This window comes from Variovorax sp. YR634, assembly GCF_900106655.1.
GTDB lineage: Bacteria > Pseudomonadota > Gammaproteobacteria > Burkholderiales > Burkholderiaceae_C > Variovorax.
Map to the genome: position 1 here is coordinate 96,300 of NZ_FNOL01000010.1, position 24,103 is coordinate 120,402.

Here is a 24,103-nt window from a genome sequence, read left to right on the forward strand (position 1 = left end):
CGGAAACGACGGGATTTCAGCAGCACCGCATGCAGTCCCCCACACCCCGGATTCTCGAAACCAAGCTCAACCCCCCGGCCTTCGTCGCCACGCAGGTGCTGCGCACCGCGATCAGCGAGGAGATCGCCTCGGCAGCCGTGAAGCTGGTGCTCGTACGGGCGCCGGCCGGCTTCGGCAAGACGACTGCCATGGCCCAGATTCGCGAGCGCATGGAGGCGCAGGGCATTGCCACCGCGTGGCTCACGCTGGACCGCGCCGACAACGACGTCTCGCGCTTTCTCGCATGCCTGGCCGAGGCCGTGCAGCGCCTGGGTGTGGAAGAGCCGCTCGCCAATGCGCCCTTCGATGCCGTGGCTGCGCTGGCCGCCCACGACTCGCCCTTCACGCTGTTTCTCGACGACTTCGAAAGAGTGCAGGAGCCGGCCGTGCTGGGGCTGGTGCGCGAGATCATCGAGCACCTGCCGCGACGCGGGCAGATCGTGATCGGCTCGCGCAGCCTGCCCGACCTGGGCCTGGGGCGGCTGCGCGCGCGCGGCCAGCTGATGGAGATCGACACCGACCGCCTGCGCTTCAGCCTCGAAGAAACCAGCGCCTTCTTCAGCCTGCGCCAGGCGCAGGCAACCCAGGCGTTGCCGGCCGACATGCTGTCGCAGCTGTACCGCAAGACCGAAGGCTGGGTGGCCGCGATCTGGCTCGCGTCGATGGCGCTGGAGCGGCATGGCACCACGAGCGGTTTTGTCGAACGCTTTTCAGGCTCAGACCGCGCCGTGGCCGACTACCTGGCCGAAGACGTGCTCGCGCACCAGCCGCAGGAGATACGCGACTTCCTGCTGCGCACCAGCATCCTGCGGCAGCTCGACGCATCGGTGTGCCAGGCGCTGTGCCCGCGCGTGGACTGCGCGGCCATCCTCGAACGGCTGGCCGCGTCGAACCTGTTCGTCACGCCGGTGAGCGGCGATGGCGATGCGTGGCGCTATCACAGCCTGTTTGCCGACTTCCTGCGCGCGCAGCTGGCGCGTGAGCAACCCGGCGAGCTGGAGCGCCTGCACCTCGCAGCAGCGGGCTGGTACGAAGCGCATGACCGCCCCGTGCCCGCCATCGACCACGCCATCGAGGGCGGCGACCATCCGTATGCGCTGACCCTGCTCGACAGCTACGCGGCGCAGTTCCTCGAACAGGGCCGCATGCGCATGCTGGCGCGCTGGTTCTCGGCCATACCCGAGCATCAGCTGCGCGAACACCCGTTCCTGCAGCCCATCTCGCTGTGGGCCACCTGCTTCACGCACGGCCCGTGGGACGCGATGCGGCAGCTGGAGCAGTCGGGTTGCCTGGACAGCCCCATTGCCGAAGTGCGCGCCAGCGCCCACACGCTGGTGCCCCTGCTGCTGGCCATGCAGGACCGGCACGACGAGGCCTACGAGGCCGGCCGGCCGAGCCTGGCGCGCCTGCCGACCGGCCTGGCCTTTGCCGACAGCGTGCTGCTCAACGCCATGTCCCACATCCTGGCCGTGCGCGGCGACCAGCAGGAGGCCCGGCGCCTGCTCGACGTGGCTCGGCGCGAGCAGGGCAACAGCACCTTCAACCGCATGTATACCGAGTCGCTGGCCGGCCTGTTCGACCTGCACGAAGGCCGCCTGCGGCAGGCCACCGCGCGGCTGCGCATGGCGGTCGATTCGACGCATGCGGTGTCGTACAACCACAGCCACGGCAATGCATGGGCCGGCGTTCTGTACGCGGGCGCCGTGTACGAGACCAACCAGCTCGTGCAGGCCGAGCACCTGCTGAACGTGTACCTGCCGCTGGCGCGCGACGTGGGCCTGCCCGACCACATGATCCTGAGCCACGTGATGCGCTCGCGGCTCGCCTTCCATGCAGGCGACATTGACGCGGCCTTCCAGGCCTTGACCGAGCTCGAATACCTGGGCCACCACCGGCAGTTGCCGCGCGTGGTGGCGGGCGCCAAGCTGGAGCGCTCGCGCATGCTGCTGCTGCAGGGCAACGGGCCCGCATCGCACGACGAACTGCTGCGCGCGGACGACCCCGCGCTGTGGGAGCGCGAGCAGCGGCAACGCCTGCCGGCGCACGACCTCGACTATCTCGCGCTGGCCAAGGCACGCTGGGAGATCACCTTCGGCGACGCACGCAGCGCGCTGGGCGTGCTCGACGCGGAGCTGCATGCCGCGCTGGCCTCGGCCCGCAACCGGCGCGTGCTCAAGCTCAAGGTGCTGCGCGCGCTGGCACTGCAGCGTGTCGGCGACGCGGCCGCCGCCGTCGACGAATTCGGCGAAGTGCTGCAGACGGCAAGCCAGGAAGGATTCATGCGGCTGATCCTCGACGAGGGGCCGGCCGTGGGAATGCTGGTGCATCGGTATGCGGCGGCGCAGCATGAGGGCCCGCGCAGCGGCAGCACCAACGACCCGATCCTGGCGGACCACCTGCAGCGGCTGCTGCAAGCCGTGGGACCGGCGGTGGCAGGCGAAGCGGAGGCGCCGGCCGGCGACAACGCCATGAAGGAGCCGCTGACGCGCAAGGAAATCCGCGTGCTGCAGTTGCTGGCCGAGGGCTACTCGAACAACGCAATGGCGGAGAAGCTGTTCGTGTCGGACAGCACGGTGCGCACGCACCTGCGCAACATCAACATGAAGCTGGACGCGAAGAGCCGGACGCAGGCCGTGGCCATTGCACGCAGGCTCGGGGTGATCAGGTAGCAGCCTGTCCGGCCCCAATGTAGAACTTAGTGCTTCAACAGTGACTTCGGCAGTCACGATTACTACGGATTCCGGTGATACCCCGGCCGCCTCGCAATCCCTAGCATCCCTCTCAGGAACCGCGCCTTCCGAACGCTGCGGTACCGCAAGCAACAGAGAGCGACGCAAGCCGGAGCCACCATGCCCAAAGGTATTCCCAACCCCGCCGCCATGTATGGCATCTACCCTCGTGCCTGGGGCTTCGAGGTGTCGATCGTGCGCAATGGCACGCGCTACTACAAGCAGTTCGGCCGCGCCAGCTACGGCGGCGAGGAGCAGGCGCTGCTGCAGGCACAGAACTGGCGCGACGGCGTGGTGCGCAGCGTGCCGCCGGTGCCTCGGCGCACTCGGGCCGAGAAGCTGCGGATCAACAACACCACCGGCGTGTCGGGCGTGTTCTGCCAGGTCGCCTCGGGCGGCAGGGTGCGCGCCTGGGTCGCCAAGACCTATATCGGGCAGGACGAGATCCTGCGCACCGACTTTCCCGTGAACCTGGTGGGCGAGGCCGCGCAGGCGCTGGCCATCGAGGAGCGTGAGCGGCAGCTGGAGCGCATGGCCGGGCTGGCGAAGCTGCATCCGGCCGAGGAAACGATCCGCAAGAGCCCGCCGGCCAGCCACTCCGAACTGCTGGCGCCCAAGCGCTCGAAGTCCGAGATCAGGCGCAGCACCAATTCCAGCGGCGTGAGCGGCGTGCATTTCAAGGCGCCCAACCCGGGCCACCCGGGCTACTGGCTCGCCATCACCTACACCGCGGGCAAGGGCAGCGTGAGCAAGGCCTTCTCCATCAAGGAGCACGGGCCGGAGAAGGCCAAGCTGCTGGCCATCGAGGAGCGCGAGCGTCAGCTCGAGCAGAAGCTGATGTCGAACACCGCCCCCGCCAACGACCCGCTCACCATTCCCTTCCGGCAGGGCGCCCAGCAAGGCGCTCGGCAGCACGGCCTGGCCACCGCCGAGGCAAGGCCGCAGCAGTGAAAGGGCCGGCGAAAACGCACGCCTCATCCCCGGCGCTGCGCCCCGCATTGTCCCGGGCATGACCGCTTCCGCGGAATCGTCATGGCGCTTGGGCCAAAATAGCTGCGAAATGCGCGCGCCGATGAGCGACGAGCGAATCGGGGAGCCCATCAGACTCAGCAAAACTGAGTGCAAAAGCAGCAGCATCACGTCGAGAATGCCCAAAGGTATCCCCAACCCGGCAGCCATGTACGGCATCTACTCCAGGTCCTGGGGTTTCGAGGTTTCCATAGTTCGCAATGGCGTTCGCCATCACAGGCTGTTCGGCAAGGCCAGCTACGGCGGCGCGGAACAGGCCCTGCTCCACGCGCAGGACTGGCGCGACTTCATCGTGCGCAGCGTGCCGCCGCAGGCACGCCGCGAGCGGGCCGAAAAACCCCGCACCAACAACAGCACCGGCGTGACGGGCGTGTTCCACCATCTCGCGCCGGGCGGCCGGGTGCGGGCGTGGATGGCCAAGACCTACATCGCGCCCGACGAGATTCTTCGCACCGACTTCTCCGTCGCGGACCTGGGCGACGACGCGCAGGCGCTGGCGATCCAGGAGCGCGCGCAGCAGCTCAAGCGCATGACGGGGCTGGCGCGCATTCATCCGGCCGAAGAGGCGATCCGCATGGGGCTGTCGGCCCATCCGCCCGGGCCGCGCACGGCCAAGCGCTCGAAATCCGAAATCACCCGGCGCAACAACACCAGCGGCGTGAGCGGCGTTCACTTCAAGACGCCCAACCCCAGCCATCCCGGCTACTGGCTGGCCATTACCTACACCACGGGCAAGGGCAGCGTGAGCAAGGCGTTCTCGGTGAAGGTGCACGGCGCCGAAATGGCCAAGAGCCTGGCCATCGCCGAGCGGACAAGCCAGCTCGCCGAGAAGCTGCGTGCCGAGGAAGAAGCCGCGGCCCAGCCAGCCTCGCAGCGCAAGCCGCGCGCACGGACGGCGGCATCCAGCGCCAAGCGGAACAACGGATGAGGGCCCTGCACGAAACCGGCTTCGCCGAAGCGGCGAAGCCCGAAAGCTGCTGCGTGCGCGGAGCGGCCCACCCATGACGACGCACAAACAGCTCCACCAGTTGCTGCGCGTGGCCTCGCATCTGCTGGACCAGGCCGCTGCGGATGTACGGGCCACTGGCCTCGACCCCGTGGACGAGAACATCCAGCGCATCGGCCGCGCGCTGATCGAAGTGATCGAAGTGCAGCGGCAGATCTACGCCGCGCAGCCCGAACTGCAGCCCAAGTCGCTGGCCGCGTCGGCGCGCGAGAACGATGCCAACCGGCTCTTCACCCAGTTCACGCTGGAGGCGCTGGAGCTGGAAGACGCGGGCCACACCGACGCGGCGCGCGAGAAATACACGCAGTTCATCGGCCTCTCGCCGTCGTACCCCCACCGCGAGATTGCACGGGCGGAGATCCGGCGGCTGTCCTGACTGAACACGCTGCGGCTCACAGCGCCCTGGCGATCACTTCCTTCATGATCTCGTTGGTGCCGCCGTAGATGCGCTGCACCCGGGCGTCGGCGTACATGCGCGCCACCATGTACTCGTTCATGAAGCCGTAGCCGCCGAACAACTGCAGGCACTCGTCGATCACGCGGCCCTGCGCCTCCGAGCCCCAGAGCTTGGCCATCGAGGCGGTGGCGGTGTCGAGCTTGCCGGCCACGAGATCTTCCACGCAGCGGTCGATGAAGGCGCGGCCCACCTTGATCTGCGTGGCGATCTCGGCCAGCTTGAACCTGGTGTTCTGGAACTCGACGATCGGCTTGCCGAAGGCCTTGCGGTCGCGCACGTAGTCGAGCGTGGCCTGGTAGGCGCCTTCCATGGTGGCCAGCGCGCTCAGGCCGATGATGGTGCGCTCGTAAGGCAGGTCGCTCATGAGCTGGAAAAAGCCCTGCCCTTCCACGCCGCCCAGCAGAGCATCGGCGGACACGCGCACGTCGTCGAAGAAAAGCTCGGAGGTGTCCTGCGCCTTCATGCCGATCTTGTCGAGCACGCGGCCCACTCGAAAGCCCTTGCAGCCCTCGGTCTCGACGATGAGGATCGACGTGCCCTTCGCGCCCTGCGTTGGGTCGGTCTTGGCCACCACCAGCACCACGCCGGCGAGAAAGCCGTTGGTGATGAAGGTCTTGGAGCCGTTGATGAGGTAGCCGCCGTCCTTCCCATCCTTCGTCTTCTCGGCGCGGGTGCGCACGCCCTGCAGGTCGGAGCCCGCGCCGGGCTCGGTCATGGCGATGGCGCCCACCAGCTCGCCGCGCGCCATGCGCGGCAGGTAGTGGAGCTTCTGCGCCTCGGTGCCGTGGTTGAGGAAGTAATGCGCCACGATGGCGTGCACCGAAGTTGCCATGCCGGTGAGCGCGCGGCGCGACATCTCCTCGTAGACCACGGCCTCATGGCGGAAGTCGCCACCCGCGCCGCCGTATTCCTCGGGAATGTCGGCGCACAGCAGGCCCAGGGCGCCGGCCTTGCGCCACACCTCGTGCCCCACGTGGCCGCGCTTGCGGGCCTCCTCGTCATGCGGGAGCACTTCGGTCTCGACGAAGCGCACCACGTTGTCGCGGTACAGCTCCAGGTCTTCGTCGCTCCAGGAGCGGCGGAAATCGATGGACATGTTGTCTTCCTTGGTTTGTTGTCTTGCGGTCTTGGCGGGGCTCAGCCAACGCGGCGCTCCCTGCCGGCCCAGAAGGGTTCGCGCAGCTGGAACTTCTGCAGCTTGCCGGCCGCCGAGAGCGGCAGCGCGTCGCGGAACTCCACGCTGCGCGGGCACTTGTAGCCGGCGATCTGCTCGCGGCAGTGGGCGATGACCGCCTCTGCCTCCAGCGCCATGCCTTCGCGCCGCACGATCACCGCATGCACGCACTCGCCCCACTTGTCGTCGGGCACACCGATCACGGCGGACATCAGCACTTGCGGCATCTGCGCGATGGCGTTCTCGACCTCGGCCGAATACACGTTCTCGCCGCCGCTCACGATCATGTCCTTCATGCGGTCGACCACGTACACGAAGCCCTGCTCGTCCATGTAGCCGCCGTCGCCGGTGTGCATCCAGCCGTCGCGCAGCGCGGCCTCGGTCTGCTCCGGCTTGTTCCAGTAGCCCTTCATGACCATGGGGCCGCGCGCGACGATCTCGCCGACCTGGCCGTGGGGCAGCTCGTTGTCTTCGCCGTCGACGATGCGCACTTCGGCAATGGAGATCGGCGTGCCCGCCGAGCGCAGCAGGCGCTCGCGGTCGGGCCCGGGCAGGTGGCAGTGCGGCGGCAGCGCGGTGACGACGGGCGACAGCTCGGTCATGCCGTACACCTGCGCGAACGCGGTGCCCGGAAAGGCGCGCATGGCCTGGTCGAGCAGTGCTGCGTCGATGGGCGCCGCGCCGTATGACAGCAGGCGCAGGCTCGTTAGGTCGAATTCGGCGAAGCGCGGATGCTCGATCACGCGCTTGATCATGGTCGGCACCAGGAACATCTCTGTGATGCGCGCCGACTGCAGGGTCTGCAGCACGGCCAGCTCGTCGAACATCGGCACCACGTGCACCGGCATCTGCCGCAGCAGGCTCTGCAACGCCACGCCGCAGCCGGCCACGTGGAACATGGGCGCCGCGACGATGGCGGCCGCGTCGTGCGTGTCGCGCGGCAATGCCGCCACCGTGCCCAGCGCATTGATGCACAGGCTGCCGTGCGTGAGCATCACGCCCTTGGGCTGGCCAGTGGTGCCGCCCGTGTACATGATGGCCGCGAGCTCGTCGCCGCTGTGCGGTGCGTCGTCGATGGGCTGCGCTTGCGCCAGCAGCGCCTCGTAGCCGGCCATGCCTTCGGGCACGGCACCGTCGCCGCAATACACCACGGTGCGCAGCGACTTCGACAGCTGACGCAGCGCGGGCACCATGGGCGCGAAGAGGTCGTCGACCAGCAGGATGCGGGTGTCGCAGTCGTCGAGCGAGTACGCGACCTCCTTCGGATTCCAGCGGATGTTGACCGGGTTGATGACGCCGCCGCCCCACCAGGTGCCGAAGAAGTATTCGACGAAGCGGTGCGAGTTGAGGCTCATCATGCCGACGCGGTCGCCACGCGCCATGCCGAGCTGCTTCAGCACTGCGCCCAGACGCGCGACACGGTCGGTGAAGGTGCCGAAGTCCAGGCGCGTGTTGCCGCAGACCACGGCGGTGGCCCGGGCGTTTTCGCGGCGGCCTTTGAGCAGGGGTTGGGTGAGGAACATGCGGGGCTCCTTCAGGCGCCGCACAGGGGTGCGATGGCATCCGCCGCCACGCCCCAGCGGCGCAGCATGGTGAGGCCGTCGTCGCGCGCCGTGGCCGGCGGCACCACGGGCGCGGTGCGGCTGAAGCGCGGCGCGGGCGCGGGCTGCACCACGCCGCCCACGTTGGCGAAGGTGCCGCGCGCCACGTTGTGCGGATGCTCCGGGGCCTCGTCCCAGTCGAGCACGGGCGCGAAGCAGGCGTCGCTGCCTTCGAGCAGCACGCACCACTCGTCGCGCGTGCGGGTGCGGAACACGTCGGCCATGCGCAGCTTGAGCAGCGGCCAGCGGTCGGCGTCCATCTGCGCGTCGAAGGCGGTGTCGTCGGCGATGCCGCAGCGCTCGCGCATGAGCGCGTAGAACTGCGGCTCGATGGCGCCCACGGCCACGTACTTGCCGTCGGCGCAGGCGTAGGTGTCGTAGAAGTGCGCGCCGCCGTCGAGCATGTTCTCGCCGCGCTGGTTGCTCCACTGGCCAGCCGACTTGAATCCGTACATCATGGCCGACAGCAGTGCCGCGCCATCGGTCATGGCGGCATCGACCACCTGGCCCTGACCGGAGTTCTTCGTCTCGTGCAGTGCGGCGAGGATGCCGAAGGCCAGCAGCATCGCGCCGCCACCGAAATCGCCCACGTAGTTGAGCGGCGGCACCGGCGGCTCGCCCGCGCGGCCGATGGCGTGCAGCGCGCCACTGATGGCGATGTAGTTGATGTCATGGCCGGCCGCATGCGCGAGCGGGCCGTGCTGGCCCCAGCCAGTCATGCGGCCATAGACCAGACGCGGGTTGCGCGCATGGCATTCGGCGGGGCCGAGGCCCAGGCGCTCCATCACGCCGGGGCGAAAGCCTTCGATGAGCACGTCGGCCTTTTCGATGGCGTCGAGCACGGATTGCGCGGCACCTTCCGCGCGCAGGTCGACCTGCAGCGTGCTGCGCCCGCGCGCGAGGATGTCGTGCGGCGCGGTGCGCGTGCCGGGGCGCTCGATGCGGACCACCTCCGCGCCCATGTCGGCGAACAGCATCGCGCAGAAGGGCCCGGGGCCGATGCCCGCCATCTCGATCACCCGAAGGCCTTGCAATGGACCTGCCATGGTCTGTCTCCTGTTTGTGGAGGCATCTTGGCTCGGGGGCGGCGGGGCTGCATCGTCCAAAGCGACGAATGCGGGCCCCCGATGTCTACGTTGCGGCCGGGCGCAGCTTCGCCACGCGGCGCAAATGCCACGCGGGCGGGCCGAACTGGCCTTCGATGAGCGTGGCGCGGCGCACGTAGTGGCCGACCGCCAGTTCCTCCGTCATGCCCATGCCGCCGTGCAGCTGCACCGCGCCCTGCCCCACGGCTTTGCAGGCCTTGGCGGCTGCGACCTTGGCGGAAGACACGGCACGGGCGCGCTCGTTGTGGTCGGCTGTGTCGATGTGCTCGCCGACGCTCGCAGTGAGCGCGGCGGCCTGCTCCAGCGCCATGTGCATGTCGGCCAGGCGGTGCTGCAGCACCTGGAAGCTGGAGATCGGCACGCCGAACTGCTTGCGCTGGCGTACGTAGTCGAGCGTGTCGCGCATCAGGCGGCGCATGACGCCGATGGACTCGGCGCAGACCGCGAGCGTGGCTTCGTCGAGCGCCCGCTCGATCTGCGGCAGCGCGCTGCCCTCGGCGCCGAGCAGCGCTTCAGCGGGCAGGCGCACGTCGTCGAAGGCGATGTCGGCGGCGCGGCCGCCGTCGCGGGTTGGGTAGGCGCGCAGGCGCACGCCGGCTGTTTCCTTGGGTACGACGAGCAGTGAGAGACCGGCGCCGCTGCGCGCGCTCACGATGAAGTGACTGGCCCATGGCGCGGCGTGCACCACGGCCTTGCGGCCGTTCAGGCGAAAGCCGTTGCCGTCGCGCGCGAGTTCGGTCTGCACATCGGCGCGGTCGTGCCGGCTCTGCGGCTCGCCGTGCGCGAAGGCGAGCACGACCTGCCCGGCGACGATGCGTTTCAGCAGCGCATCGGCCTGCGCGCCGGGGTGGCGCTGCAGCAGGCCCGCGCCGATCACCATCGTCGACAGGTACGGCTCGGCAGCGAGTGCGCCGCCCAGTGTTTCCATCATCGCGAGGTGGGCGGCCATGCCACCGCCAAGGCCGCCCTGCGACTCGGGCAGCGCCGCGCCCAGCAGGTCGAGCTCGCTGGCCAGGCCCTGCCAGAACGGCGGAGGCGCATCGTCGGCCTTGCGCAGCGCGTACAGGCGCTGCTCGAAGCCGTGGTTGTCGTCGAGGTAGCGCGCGAGGCTGTCGCGCAGCATCGCGAGGGTTTCGTCCTGTTCGGTGAGGGTGCTCATGGAAGGACCTCAGTTCGCCAGCAAGTGGGCCGCGACGATGTTGCGTTGCACCTCGTTGGAGCCCGCGTAGATGGAGGCCGCGCGGTCGTTGAGGTAGGCCGACATCGAGAACACGGCGTCTTCGGGAATCGGCAGCTCGCCTTGCAGGCCGTCGTCCAGCGGCAGATCGGCGGCGGCGTAGTGGGCGGCGATTTCCACGCCGAGCTCGGTCAGCCGCTGGCGCAGCTCGGAGCCCAGCACCTTGCCCATCGACGGGCGGATGCCCGGTTGCTCGCCGCGGGCCTGCGCGCGCAGCGATTGCAGCTCGGTGGCCTCGAGGGCGTCGATGGCGCACTCGGCTTCGGCCAGGCGCAGGGCCATGTCGTCGGCTTCGTGTGCGTCGCCGCCTGAAGCTGAAAAGGCTGCATCTGCCGCGGTTGTCAGCCGGCGCAGGCGTGCGCGCAGCATCGGCGCCCATGCGCCGCCGCGCTCGTGCTGCAGCAGGTACTTGGCGATGGTCCAGCCCTGGTTCTCCTCGCCGATGAGACCGTCGGCCGGCACGCGCACGTCGTCGAAGAACACCTGGTTGAGCTCGTGGTCGCCCGAGATGCTGATGATCGGCCGGATGGTGATGCCCGGCGCCGGAATGTCGAAGCACAGGAAGCTGATGCCCTGCTGCGGTTTGCCGCCCGAGGTGGTGCGCACAAGGCAGAACATGCGGTTGGCGTACTGCGCGTGGGTGGTCCAGATCTTGGTGCCGTTGATGACATAGTGGTCGCCGTCGCGCACCGCCTTGCACTGAAGCGAGGCCAGGTCGGAGCCCGACTGCGGCTCCGAGTAGCCCTGGCACCAGTAGTCCTCGCCCGAGCGGATGCCGGGCAGCCACGCGCGCTTCTGCGCCTCGGTGCCAAAGGCGATGATCACCGGTGCGACCATGCCCGGCCCCATGGGTGCGCGCGGTGGCGCATCGGCGGCGGCAAGCTCGGCCGCGAAGAGGTAGTGCTGCATCGGCGTCCAGCCGGTGCCGCCGTGCTCGACCGGCCAGTTCGGCACGCTCCAGCCGCGCTTTGCCAGCACGCGGTGCCAGCGGTTGCCGTATTCGTAGTCGGTGAAGATGCCGGAGCAGCGCCGGCCCGCGGCACGCAGTTCGGGCGTCAGCTCACGCGCCAGGAAGTCTCGAACCTCGTCGCGGAATGCGGTCTCCGCCGCCGTGAGTGCCCAGGCCATGGTGTTTGTCGTCTCCTGCTGTCGGAATAACACCGGCCGAGTGTGAGGCCCCCGGAGGCCCGGCGGCATCGTCGGATCGGACGAACGCGGCCACGCGCGGCATGGCGCCTCGAAAGCCACCGTCTTCCGTAGTCTTTTGTTTTCATTCGGGATAATCCGATACGTCGGCGTCCCGGTTCCTGCTCCAATGCGTGCGGGAGTTGTTCCGGGCGCCCGAGAACGCGCCGCCCTCGAAGGAGCACCGCAGTGAGTACTGTCATTCCCGGCTTCCCGCACAGCAGCGTCGAGCGGCTGTGCGATTACGAACTGCCGGAACCGCCCGCCAGCCTTTTCCAGACTTCACCGGAGCCCGATGGCCCCGAGAATTTCGCACTGGCCTGGTGGCTATGGATGGACGAAATGAGCAAGAGCATGCTTCGGCATTACGACGCCTGGCGCGAGCAACTCGGCCATACGACGAACGACCCCGGCCGCAAGGGCTGACCGGCCTGCTCGGGCGGGCTCAGGCCGCGACGGCTTCGCGCTGCGGCGTCGCCTTCGTCGGCACGGGCATGTGCTGCGCCCAGTCGATGATTTCCAGCGTGCCGTCGGCATGCTCGGCCAGTGCCGTCAGGCTCTCGACCCAGTCGCCGTCGTTGCAGTAGAGGATGCCGTCGATGTCGCGCATCTCGGCATGGTGGATGTGCCCGCAGACCACGCCCTGTGCGCCGCGCTTGCGGGCTTCGCGGGCCACGGCCACTTCGAAGTCGCCCACGTAGCTCACCGCGCGCTTGACCTTGCCCTTGAGGTACTTCGACAGCGACCAGTACGGCAGCCCCATGCGCGCACGCAGCGAGTTGAGGTGGCGGTTGAGCTTGAGCGTGAACTCGTAGAGCGAATCGCCCACGTAGGCGAGCCACTTGGCGCACTGGATGACGCCGTCGAACAGGTCGCCATGGATGATCCAGAGCTTGCGGCCGTCGGCCGTCTCGTGAATCCATTCTTCGGCCACGTCGATGCCGCCGAAGTTGTGATGCAGGTACTTGCGGGCGAACTCGTCGTGGTTGCCCGGAATGAAGATCACGCGCGTGCCCTTGCGCGCCTTGCGCAGCAGCTTCTGGATCACGTCGTTGTGCGCCTGCGGCCAGTACCAGTGGCGCTTGAGCTGCCAGCCGTCGATGATGTCGCCGACCAGGAACAGGGTCTCGCACTCGGTGTGCTTCAGGAAGTCGAGCAGCGCACGAGCCTGGCAGCCGGGCGTGCCCAGGTGCAGGTCGGAGATCCAGAGGGTGCGGAATTGCAGGGGTGGACGTACGCGATCATCGTCCTCGGGGTCGAGGGCCCGGGTCGCGGTGTCGTGCCATGCACGAAGGAAGGCGTCGTCGCGTTGCATGGACGGGTAGGCTCCCACCGCCACGTGACCATACGATGGCGCCTCCGTGACATCCCGGTGACTTGTGGCCCGACGGCAACGCCACAATCGCGCGATGCGCCCCGGCCAGATCATCGTTCTCGCAACTCCCGTTTTCTTCCTGCTGATCGCGATCGAATTCGCAGTCGGCCGCGTACGCGCGCGACGCGGCACGGGGCAAGACACCTATCGCCTTGCCGACGCGGTGAACAGCATCGGCCTGGGCATGCTGAGCCAGATCAGCGCGGTGCTCACGGGGCTGCTGCGCATCGGCATCTACACGGCCGTGTATTCGGCTGTGGCGCTGTTTCCGCAAGAGGCAGCGCGCGACTTCTGGACGACGTGGTACGGCTGGCTGCTGGCGCTGGTGTTCTACGACTTCTGCTACTACTGGCTGCACCGAATGGGCCACGAGTCGGCCATCCTGTGGGCGGCGCACGTGGTGCATCACCAGAGCCAGCACTACAACCTGTCGACCGCGTTGCGGCAGACATCGAGCGGCGCACTGCTGAGCTGGGTGTTCTATCTGCCGATGGCGGTGGCGGGCGTGCCACCGCTGGTGTTCGGCGTGGTGGCTCTGGTCGACCTGCTCTATCAGTTCTGGGTGCACACCGAGCAGGTGGGCAAGCTGGGCTGGTTCGACCGCTGGTTCTGCTCGCCCTCGAACCACCGCGTGCACCACGCGGTGAACGACAAGTACCTCGACCGCAACTACGGCGGCATCCTGATCGTGTGGGACCGGATGTTCGGCAGCTTCCGCGAGGAAGACGAACGCTGCGTCTACGGCACGCGCGGCGAGCTGCGCAGCTGGGACCCGCTGTGGGCCAACGCCGAGGTGTACTGGGCGCTGGCGAAGGATTCATGGCATGCGCGCAGCTGGGCTGACAAGCTGCGCGTGTGGTTCAAGCCGCCAGGCTGGCGGCCGGCGGACGTGGCGGCGCGATTTCCGAAGCCGGCCTTCGACATTTCAAAGGTGACGCGCTACGAACCGGCGGTGAGCCCGGCCGTGCAGTGGTTCGCGGGCGTGCAGTTCATGCTGATGCTGGCGGGGGCCATATTCTTCCTGTGGTTCTCCGACACCATGCCGCTACCGCAGGCCGCCGTCTGGCTGGCCGCGCTGACGGCGAGCCTGTGGGCCATCGGCGGCGTGCTGCAGGGGCGGTTGTCGATGACCGAGGTGCTGCTGATCGAGGCAGCGGCCCTGGCCACGGCGAGCGCGGCGCTGGGCATCGGCTGGCTGCACCTCGTCTTCAAGCCGCTGGCTTTGTCGATCGCGATCTTCTTCGCCGCGCGGCGGGCGGTGGCGGCTGGTGCCGTAACGACCTTCGACGGGCTGCTGCTGACGGGGCTGGCGGCATCGCTGGCCGGCGACGTGCTGCTGATGGGGCCGGCCAAGCTGTTCGTACCCGGGCTCGTGTGCTTCCTGCTGGCGCACCTGGCCTATATCGCGCTGTTCCGCATCGGGGTCGGCCTGTTCCCGCGCCGCGGCGTGCTCGCGACGACGCTGCTGATTGGCGCGGGGATGTACGCGTTTCTCTGGCAGGGCGGACTGCCCGTCGCCCTGCGGGTGCCGGTCGGCGTCTATGTGATCGTGATCGCCTGCATGGCGGCACAGGCCATCGGGCGGGCCGCCGTGCTACGAAGCGCGGACCCTGCCTCGCTATGGGTTGCGGTGGGCGCCTGCTTCTTCATGCTGAGCGACTCGCTGCTGGCAACGAACCGTTTCGTGTCACCGCTGCCGCTGGCGTCGCTGTGGGTGCTGGCTACCTACTACGCGGCGCAGATTCTGATCGTGCGGCACACGCGGCCCGCAGAAAGAAGCGGGAGCTAGTCGACGCAGCGCTGGATTTCCACCGTGGAGTGGCGAATTTCCTCGTGCATCGAGAAGCACGCCCGCACCTGATCGGCCGTCAGCGTCATCGAATGCGTCACCACCGTGAGCGCACAGGCATACGCATCGCGCCCCACGCGCCACACGTGCAGATCGGCCACGCGCGTTTCCGAATCGGCCAGCGTCGTCTCGACGCCTTCGCGGATCTCTTGCGTCACCGGGTGGTCCATCTCGCGGTCGAGCAGCACCTTGCCAGTTTCCTTCAGCAGCCCCTTGGCCCAGACCGCCACCAGCACCGCGCCGACGATGCCCATCGCCGGATCGAGCCAGGCCCAGCCGTAGAACCAGCCGCCCAGCAGCGCCGCAATGGCCAGCACCGAGGTGGCAGCATCGGCCACGACGTGCATGTAGGCGGAACGCAGGTTCAGGTCGTGGCCATGGTGGTCGCCATGCGCGTGGTGATCGTCGTGCCCACGGGCGTGGCCGTGGTCATGCCCGTGATGATGGTGATGCGCCCCGCCCAGCAACCGCGCGCAGACCAGGTTGACCACCAGCCCCAGCACCGCGACCGAGATGGCTTCGGGGTAGTGAATGGCCGAAGGCGACCACAGCCGCTCGAGCGAGCCCACCACCATCAGCGCCGCGATGCCCAGCAGCACCAGCGCGCTGGCAAAGCCGCCGAGCACTTCGATCTTCCAGGTGCCGAAGGCAAAGCGCGGGTCGCGCGCGTAGCGCCGCGCGGCCGCATAGGCAAAGGCGCTCAGGCCGATGGCCAGCGCGTGCGAGCTCATGTGCCAGCCGTCGGCCAGCAGCGCCATCGAGTTGAACCACCAGCCGGCGCCGATCTCGACGACCATCATCGCGGCGGTGATCCACATCACGAGGCGCGTGCTGCGCTCGGCGGAGGCGGTGTCGGCGCCGAAATGGTGGTCGTGCTGCCAGGCACTCAGGTCATGAGTGTGCATGTGTCTTCAGGCTCCAAAGAGGTCTTGTCCGTCGGAACGGCTCGAAGGCGGAGTCACGCCCAGGTGCCGGTAAGCCGCCAGCGTGGCAATGCGCCCGCGCGGCGTGCGCTGCAGGTAGCCCTGCTGGATGAGATAGGGCTCGATCACGTCCTCGATGGTGTCGCGCTCCTCGCCGATGCTGGCCGCCACGTTGTCCAGCCCCACCGGGCCGCCGTCGAAACGGTGAATGACGGCTTCGAGCAGCTTGCGGTCCATCAGGTCGAAGCCCTGCGGATCGACGTCGAGCATGGCCAGCGCCTTGTGCGCGATTTCTTCGGTGATGCGGCCATTGCCCTTGACCTCGGCGTAGTCGCGCACGCGGCGCAGCAGGCGGTTGGCAATGCGGGGCGTGCCGCGCGAACGACGGGCGATCTCGAAGCCGCCGGTTTCGTCGGTCTCCACCTTGAGCAGGCGGGCGCTGCGGGTCACGATCAGCGCCAGCTCTTCGGGCGTGTAGAACTCCAGCCGCGCGACGATGCCGAAGCGGTCGCGCAGCGGGTTGGTCAGCATGCCGGCGCGGGTGGTGGCGCCCACCAGGGTGAAGGGCTGCAGGTCGAGCTTGATGCTGCGCGCCGCGGGGCCCTCGCCGATCATGATGTCGATCTGGTAGTCCTCCAGCGCGGGATACAGGATTTCCTCGACGACCGGGCTCAGGCGGTGGATCTCGTCGATGAAGAGCACGTCGTTCGGCTCCAGGTTGGTCAGCAGCGCCGCCAGGTCCTTGGGCTTTTCGAGCACGGGGCCGGAGGTCTGGCGCAGGTTGACGCCCAGTTCGGCCGCGATGATGTGAGACAGCGTGGTCTTGCCCAGGCCCGGGGGACCGAACAGCAACACGTGGTCGAGCGCCTCTTTGCGCTTGCGCGCGGCGCCGATGAAGATTTCGAGCTGCTCGCGCACCTTGGCCTGGCCGACGTACTCGTCGAGCAGCTTGGGGCGCAGGGCCCGCTCGATCGCCTCTTCGTTGGGCGATGCGGGGGCTGCGGACACCACGCGTTGGGGGGCGGGCGCGAAGTCGTCTGTCTGGATGGTCATTGGGTAAGGGTCTGCGTCGGCAAGTTTAGTCCTTGGGCCAGACTGGCAGAATGCTTCGGCACATAACAAACGAGGGGAAGCCAGCACGTGTCGATCTACGAACTGAAGCCGCGTTTCCAGGCCCTGCTGCGGCCGCTGGTGGTCCGCCTGCATGCGATGGGCGTCACCGCCAACCAGGTCACGATGGCGGCATGCGTCGTTTCGGTCGCGCTCGGGCTCTGGCTCTTCTTCGCGGCGCCCTCACTGGCGGCCTTCGGGCTCATTCCACTTTGGATGTTCCTTCGCATGGCCTTCAACGCCATCGACGGCATGCTGGCGCGCGAGCACAACCAGCAGAGCAAGCTGGGCGCTTTTCTCAACGAACTGACCGACGTGGTCTCCGACGCGGCACTGTACCTGCCCTTTGCGCTGGTGCTGCCTTTCAGCGGCTTCTGGGTCGGCACGGTGATCGTGCTGGCCGGGCTGAGCGAATTCGCCGGCGCGCTGGGCCCCACGGTGGGCGCCTCGCGCCGCTACGACGGTCCGCTGGGCAAGAGCGACCGGGCCTTCGTGTTCGGCGCACTCGGCCTCTACGTGGCCCTGGGCTTGCCGCTGCCGGGCTGGACGGCCTGGCTGATGCCGCTGCTTGCTGTGCTGGTGGCCTGGACCACCGTCAACCGCATCCGCCGCGCACTGGCCGAGGCCGACGCCGCAGGCCGCCACTGAACAAGCTCCTACAAGATTTCACAGGGATTCAATGAACGACACCACTCCACGCGCTCCGAACGAGCTTCATTTCCAGACGCACGACGGCGAATCGCTTTTCTACCGCCACTGGCCGGCCACGGGCGCCACGCGGCGCGGCGCCATCGTGCTGTTCCATCGCGGCCATGAACACGGCGCGCGCATGGCGCACCTGGTCGACGAACTGAACCTGCCCGACTTCGACTTCTTCGCCTGGGACGCCCGTGGCCATGGCCGCTCGCCCGGGCAGCGCGGCTACAGCCCGAGCTTCGGCACCTCGGTGCGCGACGTGCAGACCTTCGTGCAGCACATCGGCACGGCACACGGCGTGCCCGAGCAGGACATCCACGTGGTCGCGCAGAGCGTGGGCGCGGTGCTGATCGCCACCTGGGCGCACGACTACGCGCCCAAGGTGCGCGGGCTCACGCTCGCCTCGCCGGCCTTCAAGGTCAAGCTCTACGTGCCGTTCGCGCGCGCCGGGCTCGGGCTGATGCACAAGCTGCGCGGCCTGTTCTTCGTCAACAGCTACGTGAAGGCGAAGTTCCTCACGCACGACCCCGAACGCATCGCCAGCTACGAGAGCGATCCGCTGATCTCTCGGCCCATTGCGGTCAACATCCTGCTGGGCCTGTACGAAGCCGCTGACCGCGTGGTGGCCGACGCGAATGCGATCACGCTGCCGGTGCAGCTGCTCATCTCGGGCGCCGACTGGGTGGTGCACCACAAGCCGCAGCACCAGTTCTTCGAGCGGCTGGGCAGCGCGGTGAAGACCAAGACCGAGCTGCCAGGCTTCTTCCACGACACGCTGGGCGAGAAAGACCGGGCGCCGGCTGTGGCGCAGATCCGCGAATTCATCCTGCAGCGCTTCGACGAGCCGGCCGTGCCGGTGGACCGCCGCGAGGCGCACTTGAGCGGCGACACGGCCGACGAGTCGCGTGCGCTGGCCGAGCCGCTGTCGCCCCTGTCGCCGCGCGGCGCCTACTGGGCCATGACCCGCGCGAGCCTGAAGCTGGGCGGCACGATGTCGGAAGGCATCAAGCTCGGCCACGCCACCGGCTTCGACTCGGGCAGCACGCTCGACTACGTGTACCGCAACCATCCGCAGGGCAGCTCCGCCATCGGCCGCTCCATCGACAAGACGTACCTGGACTCCATCGGCTGGCGCGGCATCCGCCAGCGCAAGATCCACGTCGAGGAGCTTCTGCGCATCGCGATGGAGCGCCTGGCCGACATGCACCGCGAGGTGCGCGTGATGGACATCGCCGCCGGCCACGGCCGCTACGTGCTCGACGCGGTACTGGCCAGCCCCGTCAAGGCCAGCTCCATCCTGCTGCGCGACTACAGCGACATCAACGTGCGCGATGGCCGGGCGCTCATCGCCGAGAAGGGCCTGGAAGACGTCGCGCAGTTCGTGCAGGCCGATGCCTTCGACCGTATGAGCCTCGCGAGCGTATTGCCGCGGCCCACGCTAGCCGTGGTGTCGGGCCTGTACGAGCTGTTCCCCGACAACGAGATGGTGCGCCGCTCGCTCGCGGGCGTGGGCGACGCGGTGGAAGACCGCGGCTACCTCGTCTACACCGGACAGCCCTGGCACCCGCAGCTCGAGATGATCGCGCGTGCCCTCACCAGCCACCGCCAGGGTGAGGCCTGGGTGATGCGCCGTCGCACCCAGTACGAGATGGACCAGCTGGTGGAAGAAGCGGGCTTCCGCAAGATCGACCAGCGGGTCGACGAGTGGGGCATCTTCACGGTGTCGCTGGCAGTGCGCGTCACGCAATGACCGCCTGGCTGGCGCAACGGCCCTGGAAGCGCGCCGCCGCATGGCTGGTGTTTCTGGGGCCGCTGTTCTATGCGACCTATGGTTTCGCCAACTGGTGGGCGACCACGCGGGCGAACGTGCCGTCGATGGCTTTCGAGTGGGAGCGGCAAGTGCCGTTCTGGCCGTGGACGATCTTTCCTTACTGGACGATCAACGTCTTCTATGCGCTGTCGCTGTTCCTGGCGCGCAGCCGGCACACGCTCGACCGGCACGCGCTGCGGCTGGTCACGGCCACGCTCGTCGCCTGCAGCTGCTTCATCCTCTGGCCGCTGCACTTCAGCTTCGGGCAGCCGCCGGTCGACGGGGCGCCGGCCTTTCTGTTCAACGCGCTGCGCGGGTTCGACCAGCCGTTCAACCAGGCGCCTTCGCTGCACATCGCGCTGGCCGTGATCCTGTGGGACTGGTATCGGCAGTTCATCCGGCCCCCCTGGGCGCGGCTGGTGCTGCATGTGTGGGCCTTCGCCATCTGCGCGTCGGTGCTCACGACGTGGCAGCACCACTTCATCGACATTCCGACCGGTGCCCTGCTCGGCCTGCTCTGCGTATGGCTGTGGCCGCTGGAGCGCGTGGTGTCGATGCCGCGCGCGTGGCGCATCACGCGCGATGTGCAGCGCTGGAAGCTGGTGGGTTTCTATGCAGTGGGCGCGGCGCTGTTCCTGGCGGCCGCGCTGTACGGCGGTGGCGTCGCGCTGTGGCTCGCATGGCCGGCTGCGTCGCTGGCGCTGGTGGCGTTGAACTACATCGGCTTCGGCGCACGCGGCTTCCAGATGGACGGCCGTGGCCGCATGGCTTGGGCCGCGCGCTGGATGCTGGCGCCCTATCGGCTCGCCGCCGCCATCAACGCCTGGCTCTGGACGCGCAAGCTGCCGGCTTCGGTCGAAGTGGTGCCGGGCCTGCGGCTGGGCCGACGGCCGACGCACGCCGAATGGCTGGCCGCCGGGCAGCCCCGGCTGGTGAGCCTGTGCGCCGAGCTGCAGATGCCCGCGGGCGTGCCGCATGCGCGCTGCGTGCCGCTGCTCGACCTGACGGTGCCGCCAACCGTGCGCCTGCAGCGCGCGGCGGCCGTCATCGAAGGCCAGCGCCGGAACGCGGACGGTGCCACAGTGTGGGTCTGCTGCGCGCTCGGCTTCTCGCGCAGCGCTGCGGCGGTGATCGCCTGGCTGGGCCGCTACGGCCCGGCCGGCAGCGTCGCCCAGGCCGAGGACACGGTGCGCCGCGCACGGCCGCAGATCGTGCTGCGGGGTGCCTGGCGGGTGTCACTGGAGCCGTTCAAACCTTTGCCGGAGGTACCGCCCCATGACCGATGACAACGACCGAACCACCTGCGCCGCGCTGGCGGGCCTGCTGCGCGCCATCGCGCTGCTGGGCCTCTGGGGCTTCGCGCTCACCTGCATCTCGGCGCTGGTGCTTGCGCTGACGCTGCGCTCGCTCTCGACCACGGCCACCATGGGCTTCGGCGCGGTCGTGATCCTCGGCGCGCTGGAGCGCTACTTCGCGTTCCGGCTGCGCTTCGACGAAGCGCTGTTCGATGGCCTCGCGCGCAACACCGTCGCTTCGCTCGAAGCGCTCGACAAGGCGCTCTCCACGCTCGGACTGCGCGAGCCACCGCCGTCGCAACACAACACCACGCGCCCGCTCGACGACCGCGTGCAGGGCACCCGACAGCTCATGCAGCGCCATGCCATCGTCGTGGCCTGCCAGAGCGCCTTGTTCCTCCTTGCCTTGATGACACAGGACCTCTCTTGACCGAAGAAAACAACAAGAACAACGACAAGCCCGAAAGCACCGTGCTGCGGCGCGGGCTCGCCATCGTGGCGGGCAAGCTGATCATCGGCGCGGCCGGGCTGCTGACCGGGGTGCGCGCCATCTGGTCGGGCACCACGCCGAAGGCCGAGCAGACGCTGTACTTCGCCAACCACACGAGCCACGGCGACTTCGTGCTGCTGTGGGCCACGCTGCCGCCCGATCTGCGCGCGCTCACGCGGCCGGTGGCCGGGCAGGACTACTGGATGGCCTCGAAGACGCGCCAGTTCATCGGCGCCGACGTGTTCAATGCGCTGATGATCCGCCGCGACGGATCGGGCCAGGGCGAGAACCCTGTCGAGCAGATGAAGGAGGCGCTGGACGCCGGCGACTCGCTCATCATGTTCCCCGAGGGCACGCGCAACACGGGCGACGAGATCCTGCTGCCGCTGAAAAGCGGGCTCTTCCACCTGGCGCGCGCCTGCCCCAACGTGCGGCTGGTGCCCGTGTGGATCGAGAACCTGAAACGCGTGCTACCCAAGGGCACGCTGGTGCCTATTCCGCTCGCGTGCACGGTGCGCTACGGCGCGCCGATCAAGCTGGCCGAAGGGGAAGACAAGAACACCTTCATCGCTCGCGCGCGCACGGCGATGCTCGACCTGCGCCCCGAATACGACCGCATCGAACAACAAAACGAACAAAGCAACGGAGGGAGCGCCTCGTGATCGAACTCTCTCCCTTCGCGTGGACCACGCTCAAGCTCTTCGGCGGCGTGGCCGGCGTGCTGATACTGGCCTCGGCCATTGGCGCGCTGCTCAAGTGGCGCGTGGCGCACGGCCAGCCGCATTCGGTAATCGACAACCTCAACTCGCGCGTCAATGCGTGGTGGGTGATGGTGGCGGTGATCGGCATTGCCTTTGCCTTCGGCAAGGGCGGTGTGATCGTGCTGTTCTATCTGATCTCGTTCTATGCGCTGCGCGAGTTCATCAGCCTGGCCTACACGCGGCGCGGCGACCACGCGCCGATCGCGCTGGCCTTCTACCTCGCGCTGCCAGGGCAGTATTTCCTGATCTGGATCGACTGGTACGGGCTCTACGCGATCTACATCCCGGTCTATGCCTTCCTGCTGCTGCCCATCCTGGCGGCGGTCGGCGGCGACACGCGCCGCTTCCTGGAGCGCACCTCGAAGATCCAGTGGGGGCTGATGGTGTGCGTGTTCTGCATCAGCCACGTGCCGGCGCTGCTCACACTGCAGATTCCTGGCTTCGAAGGTCGCAACCTGCTTCTGATCGCGTTCCTGGTGATCGTGGTGCAAGGCAGCGACGTGCTGCAGTACGTGTGGGGCAAGCTCTTCGGCAAGCGCAAGGTGGCGCCCGAGCTGTCGCCCTCCAAGACCTGGGAAGGCCTGATCGGCGGCGTGGCGAGCGCCACCGCGCTGGGCGCCGCGCTGTACTGGGCCACGCCGTTCAACCCGTGGCAGGCGGCGCTGATGGCGCTCACGATCTGCCTGATGGGTTTCTTCGGCGGATTGGTGATGTCGGCCATCAAGCGCGACCGCGGCGTGAAGGACTGGGGTTCGATGATCGAAGGCCATGGCGGCATGCTCGACCGGCTCGACTCGGTGATCTTCGCGGCGCCGATCTACTTCCACGCGCTGCGCTACTGGTGGGTGCCATGAGCACGAAGACGGCAGAGCGCATTCCGCACGACACGCCGATCGAATGCACCAATGCCGCGTCTTGGACACGCTGGCTCAAGCGCCACCACGCGACCGCCGCCGGCGTATGGCTTCGCATCGCGAAGAAGGACAGCGGCATCGCCTCCATCGACCACCCCGCCGCACTCGAGGAAGCGCTGTGCTACGGCTGGATCGACGGCCAGCGCAAGAGCGATGACGCGCAGTATTTCCTGCAACGCTTCACGCCGCGCACCAAGCGCAGCATCTGGTCGCAGATCAACCGCACAAAGGTGCTGAAGCTCATAGACGAAGGCCGCATGCAGCCGGCCGGACTGGCCGAGATCGAGCGCGCGAAGGCCGACGGGCGCTGGGACGCGGCCTACGAAGCCGCGAGCGTGGCAACAGTGCCGCCCGATCTTCAGGCCGCGCTGGACGCGAACAAGAAAGCTGCAAAGTTCTTCGCCACGCTGGATGCGCGCAACCGCTATTCGGTGCTGTTTCGTACTCAGGGTGCGAAGAAGCCCGAGACCCGGACGCGGCGCATCGCGCAGTTCGTGGAGATGCTGGCCAAGGGCGAGAAGATCTACCCCTGAGCGGCGAGAGTTTCGTTCTGGGGTGCGTGCGAATGACACCGGGTACTCCCCTCCGCGAATGTCCCCCGGCCTACGGCCTCCTCCTTTATTTCGCTGCGGGGAGCACCCGGTGCCATTCGCACATGGGCGCTGCCGTTGTGCCGGAGGTTTAAGCGCTGCGCTGAAAGATCACGCCGTCGGCGTGATCGCGCCCCGAACCAAGCTCACTTAGCCAGTGACTTCAGCGCCATCTTGATGCCCTCGCTCACCGTCGCATCCTTTGGCAGCGCCTTGAGCGCAAGCGCGGCCTCCTTGTCGCTGTAGCCCAGCGCGATCAGCGCCTGGAGAATGTCCGCCTGCGCATCGGACGCCGCATGCGCCGGCAGGCCGATGTCAGCGCCGAGCTTGCCCTTGAGTTCAAGCAACAGCCGCTCGGCGGTCTTCTTGCCGATGCCCGGAATCTTCACGAGCCGGCCGAGTTCCTGCGTTGTGATCGCCTGCGAAAGTTCGCCCACGCTCATGCCCGACAGCAGGCCGAGCGCGGTGCGCGGCCCCACGCCGGTGATCTTGATGAGCTGGCGAAAGGCTGCCCTTTCCTCCGCAGTGCCGAAGCCGTAGAGAATCTGCGCGTCCTCGCGCACGACGAAGTGCGTGAGCAGCGAGACTTTCGCGCCGAGGTTCGGCAGGTTGTAGAACGTGCTCATCGGCACGTCGACCTCATAGCCGACTCCGTTGCAGTCCACAACTACCTGCGGTGGGTTGCGTTCGGCCAGCGTGCCGGTCAGTTTGCCTATCATGGGTGCCC

General features: G+C 68.1%; 22 protein-coding genes. 13 read left to right on the forward strand and 9 right to left on the reverse strand.

Annotated elements, in window-relative coordinates; genetic code table 11:
- The first annotated feature begins 29 nt into the window (after positions 1-29).
- From BLV60_RS18205 to BLV60_RS18220, 4 genes are all read left to right on the forward strand, one after another.
- Complete coding sequence (locus BLV60_RS18205; RefSeq protein WP_093056670.1) at positions 30-2,708, forward strand: winged helix-turn-helix domain-containing protein; 2,679 nt, start codon at positions 30-32, stop codon at positions 2,706-2,708.
- A 180-nt stretch (positions 2,709-2,888) separates the two neighbouring features.
- Positions 2,889-3,719, forward strand: coding sequence for an AP2 domain-containing protein (locus tag BLV60_RS18210; protein WP_093056671.1), 831 nt, complete (start codon positions 2,889-2,891; stop codon positions 3,717-3,719).
- 196 nt (positions 3,720-3,915) lie between these two features.
- A complete protein-coding gene (locus tag BLV60_RS18215; RefSeq protein WP_256329286.1) occupies positions 3,916-4,725 on the forward strand; it encodes an AP2 domain-containing protein in 810 nt (269 codons plus the stop codon).
- A 73-nt stretch (positions 4,726-4,798) separates the two neighbouring features.
- Positions 4,799-5,179 (forward strand): hypothetical protein, encoded by a 381-nt coding sequence (locus BLV60_RS18220; RefSeq protein ID WP_093056673.1) that lies wholly within the window; start codon positions 4,799-4,801, stop codon positions 5,177-5,179.
- A 16-nt stretch (positions 5,180-5,195) separates the two neighbouring features.
- Here the strand turns inward: BLV60_RS18220 and BLV60_RS18225 are convergent, their stop codons facing one another.
- The 5 genes from BLV60_RS18225 to BLV60_RS18245 all read right to left on the reverse strand — a co-directional run bounded on the left by BLV60_RS18225 (position 5,196) and on the right by BLV60_RS18245 (position 11,506).
- Positions 5,196-6,356 (reverse strand): acyl-CoA dehydrogenase family protein, encoded by a 1,161-nt coding sequence (locus tag BLV60_RS18225; protein ID WP_093056674.1) that lies wholly within the window; start codon positions 6,354-6,356, stop codon positions 5,196-5,198.
- A gap of 41 nt (positions 6,357-6,397) precedes the next feature.
- Positions 6,398-7,957 carry a long-chain-fatty-acid--CoA ligase gene (locus tag BLV60_RS18230; protein WP_093056779.1) on the reverse strand — a complete coding sequence of 520 codons (1,560 nt, stop codon included), beginning with the start codon at positions 7,955-7,957 and terminating at the stop codon, positions 6,398-6,400.
- An 11-nt stretch (positions 7,958-7,968) separates the two neighbouring features.
- The gene (locus tag BLV60_RS18235) at positions 7,969-9,081 is read right to left on the reverse strand and encodes a CaiB/BaiF CoA transferase family protein (RefSeq protein WP_093056675.1); all 1,113 of its coding nucleotides are present in this window, start codon (positions 9,079-9,081) and stop codon (positions 7,969-7,971) included.
- A gap of 85 nt (positions 9,082-9,166) precedes the next feature.
- Entirely contained in the window at positions 9,167-10,300 is a 1,134-nt protein-coding gene (locus tag BLV60_RS18240) for an acyl-CoA dehydrogenase family protein (RefSeq protein ID WP_093056676.1), read from the reverse strand.
- Between the two features lie 9 nt (positions 10,301-10,309).
- Complete coding sequence (locus tag BLV60_RS18245; protein WP_093056677.1) at positions 10,310-11,506, reverse strand: acyl-CoA dehydrogenase family protein; 1,197 nt, start codon at positions 11,504-11,506, stop codon at positions 10,310-10,312.
- 246 nt (positions 11,507-11,752) lie between these two features.
- Between BLV60_RS18245 and BLV60_RS18250 the strand changes: the two genes are divergently transcribed.
- Positions 11,753-11,989: a hypothetical protein gene (locus BLV60_RS18250; protein WP_093056678.1), complete on the forward strand. Its 237-nt coding sequence runs from the start codon at positions 11,753-11,755 to the stop codon at positions 11,987-11,989.
- A gap of 19 nt (positions 11,990-12,008) precedes the next feature.
- On the opposite strand, the gene BLV60_RS18255 is transcribed toward BLV60_RS18250, so the two are convergent.
- Positions 12,009-12,878, reverse strand: a complete 870-nt coding sequence (locus tag BLV60_RS18255) for a UDP-2,3-diacylglucosamine diphosphatase (RefSeq protein ID WP_093056679.1) — start codon at positions 12,876-12,878, stop codon at positions 12,009-12,011.
- A 94-nt stretch (positions 12,879-12,972) separates the two neighbouring features.
- Here BLV60_RS18255 and BLV60_RS18260 point away from each other — a divergent pair, with 94 nt between their 5' ends.
- Positions 12,973-14,727, forward strand: a complete 1,755-nt coding sequence (locus BLV60_RS18260; RefSeq protein WP_093056680.1) for a lysoplasmalogenase family protein — start codon at positions 12,973-12,975, stop codon at positions 14,725-14,727.
- On the opposite strand, the gene dmeF is transcribed toward BLV60_RS18260, so the two are convergent.
- Positions 14,724-15,692: a CDF family Co(II)/Ni(II) efflux transporter DmeF gene (gene dmeF / locus BLV60_RS18265; protein WP_093056681.1), complete on the reverse strand. Its 969-nt coding sequence runs from the start codon at positions 15,690-15,692 to the stop codon at positions 14,724-14,726. The genes BLV60_RS18260 and dmeF overlap by 4 nt on opposite strands.
- Positions 15,693-15,698: 6 nt before the next feature.
- Positions 15,699-16,763 (reverse strand): Holliday junction branch migration DNA helicase RuvB, encoded by a 1,065-nt coding sequence (ruvB, locus tag BLV60_RS18270; RefSeq protein ID WP_093056682.1) that lies wholly within the window; start codon positions 16,761-16,763, stop codon positions 15,699-15,701.
- An 87-nt stretch (positions 16,764-16,850) separates the two neighbouring features.
- On the opposite strand from ruvB, the gene BLV60_RS18275 reads away from it, so the two are divergent.
- The 7 genes from BLV60_RS18275 to BLV60_RS18305 are packed head-to-tail and all read left to right on the forward strand — an operon-like array spanning position 16,851 to position 23,319.
- Positions 16,851-17,468, forward strand: a complete 618-nt coding sequence (locus BLV60_RS18275) for a CDP-alcohol phosphatidyltransferase family protein (protein ID WP_093056683.1) — start codon at positions 16,851-16,853, stop codon at positions 17,466-17,468.
- A 31-nt stretch (positions 17,469-17,499) separates the two neighbouring features.
- Positions 17,500-19,266: a bifunctional alpha/beta hydrolase/class I SAM-dependent methyltransferase gene (locus tag BLV60_RS18280; RefSeq protein ID WP_093056684.1), complete on the forward strand. Its 1,767-nt coding sequence runs from the start codon at positions 17,500-17,502 to the stop codon at positions 19,264-19,266.
- Positions 19,263-20,612, forward strand: coding sequence for a phosphatase PAP2/dual specificity phosphatase family protein (locus BLV60_RS18285; RefSeq protein ID WP_093056685.1), 1,350 nt, complete (start codon positions 19,263-19,265; stop codon positions 20,610-20,612). Before BLV60_RS18280 ends, BLV60_RS18285 begins: the two co-directional genes overlap by 4 nt.
- Positions 20,602-21,051: a hypothetical protein gene (locus BLV60_RS18290; protein WP_093056686.1), complete on the forward strand. Its 450-nt coding sequence runs from the start codon at positions 20,602-20,604 to the stop codon at positions 21,049-21,051. Before BLV60_RS18285 ends, BLV60_RS18290 begins: the two co-directional genes overlap by 11 nt.
- A complete protein-coding gene (locus BLV60_RS18295; RefSeq protein WP_371127381.1) occupies positions 21,048-21,773 on the forward strand; it encodes a lysophospholipid acyltransferase family protein in 726 nt (241 codons plus the stop codon). The genes BLV60_RS18290 and BLV60_RS18295 overlap by 4 nt, the downstream gene beginning before the upstream one ends.
- Positions 21,770-22,726 carry a phosphatidate cytidylyltransferase gene (locus tag BLV60_RS18300; RefSeq protein ID WP_093056687.1) on the forward strand — a complete coding sequence of 319 codons (957 nt, stop codon included), beginning with the start codon at positions 21,770-21,772 and terminating at the stop codon, positions 22,724-22,726. Before BLV60_RS18295 ends, BLV60_RS18300 begins: the two co-directional genes overlap by 4 nt.
- A complete protein-coding gene (locus BLV60_RS18305; protein ID WP_093056688.1) occupies positions 22,723-23,319 on the forward strand; it encodes a YdeI/OmpD-associated family protein in 597 nt (198 codons plus the stop codon). The genes BLV60_RS18300 and BLV60_RS18305 overlap by 4 nt, the downstream gene beginning before the upstream one ends.
- Before the next feature lie 203 nt (positions 23,320-23,522).
- On the opposite strand, the gene ruvA is transcribed toward BLV60_RS18305, so the two are convergent.
- Positions 23,523-24,095 (reverse strand): Holliday junction branch migration protein RuvA, encoded by a 573-nt coding sequence (ruvA, locus tag BLV60_RS18310; protein ID WP_093056689.1) that lies wholly within the window; start codon positions 24,093-24,095, stop codon positions 23,523-23,525.
- Positions 24,096-24,103: the final 8 nt, after the last annotated feature.

Coding starts and splice junctions, on each gene's coding strand:
- BLV60_RS18205 (WP_093056670.1), top strand. CDS start 30: ATGCAGTCCCCCACACCCCGGATTCTCGAAACCAAGCTCAACCCCCCG.
- BLV60_RS18255 (WP_093056679.1), bottom strand. CDS start 12,878: ATGCAACGCGACGACGCCTTCCTTCGTGCATGGCACGACACCGCGACC.
- BLV60_RS18235 (WP_093056675.1), bottom strand. CDS start 9,081: ATGGCAGGTCCATTGCAAGGCCTTCGGGTGATCGAGATGGCGGGCATC.
- BLV60_RS18210 (WP_093056671.1), top strand. CDS start 2,889: ATGCCCAAAGGTATTCCCAACCCCGCCGCCATGTATGGCATCTACCCT.
- BLV60_RS18215 (WP_256329286.1), top strand. CDS start 3,916: ATGCCCAAAGGTATCCCCAACCCGGCAGCCATGTACGGCATCTACTCC.
- ruvA (WP_093056689.1), bottom strand. CDS start 24,095: ATGATAGGCAAACTGACCGGCACGCTGGCCGAACGCAACCCACCGCAG.
- BLV60_RS18245 (WP_093056677.1), bottom strand. CDS start 11,506: ATGGCCTGGGCACTCACGGCGGCGGAGACCGCATTCCGCGACGAGGTT.
- BLV60_RS18285 (WP_093056685.1), top strand. CDS start 19,263: ATGACCGCCTGGCTGGCGCAACGGCCCTGGAAGCGCGCCGCCGCATGG.
- BLV60_RS18230 (WP_093056779.1), bottom strand. CDS start 7,957: ATGTTCCTCACCCAACCCCTGCTCAAAGGCCGCCGCGAAAACGCCCGG.
- ruvB (WP_093056682.1), bottom strand. CDS start 16,763: ATGACCATCCAGACAGACGACTTCGCGCCCGCCCCCCAACGCGTGGTG.
- BLV60_RS18305 (WP_093056688.1), top strand. CDS start 22,723: ATGAGCACGAAGACGGCAGAGCGCATTCCGCACGACACGCCGATCGAA.
- BLV60_RS18240 (WP_093056676.1), bottom strand. CDS start 10,300: ATGAGCACCCTCACCGAACAGGACGAAACCCTCGCGATGCTGCGCGAC.
- BLV60_RS18220 (WP_093056673.1), top strand. CDS start 4,799: ATGACGACGCACAAACAGCTCCACCAGTTGCTGCGCGTGGCCTCGCAT.
- BLV60_RS18225 (WP_093056674.1), bottom strand. CDS start 6,356: ATGTCCATCGATTTCCGCCGCTCCTGGAGCGACGAAGACCTGGAGCTG.
- BLV60_RS18260 (WP_093056680.1), top strand. CDS start 12,973: ATGCGCCCCGGCCAGATCATCGTTCTCGCAACTCCCGTTTTCTTCCTG.
- BLV60_RS18290 (WP_093056686.1), top strand. CDS start 20,602: ATGACCGATGACAACGACCGAACCACCTGCGCCGCGCTGGCGGGCCTG.
- BLV60_RS18280 (WP_093056684.1), top strand. CDS start 17,500: ATGAACGACACCACTCCACGCGCTCCGAACGAGCTTCATTTCCAGACG.
- dmeF (WP_093056681.1), bottom strand. CDS start 15,692: ATGCACACTCATGACCTGAGTGCCTGGCAGCACGACCACCATTTCGGC.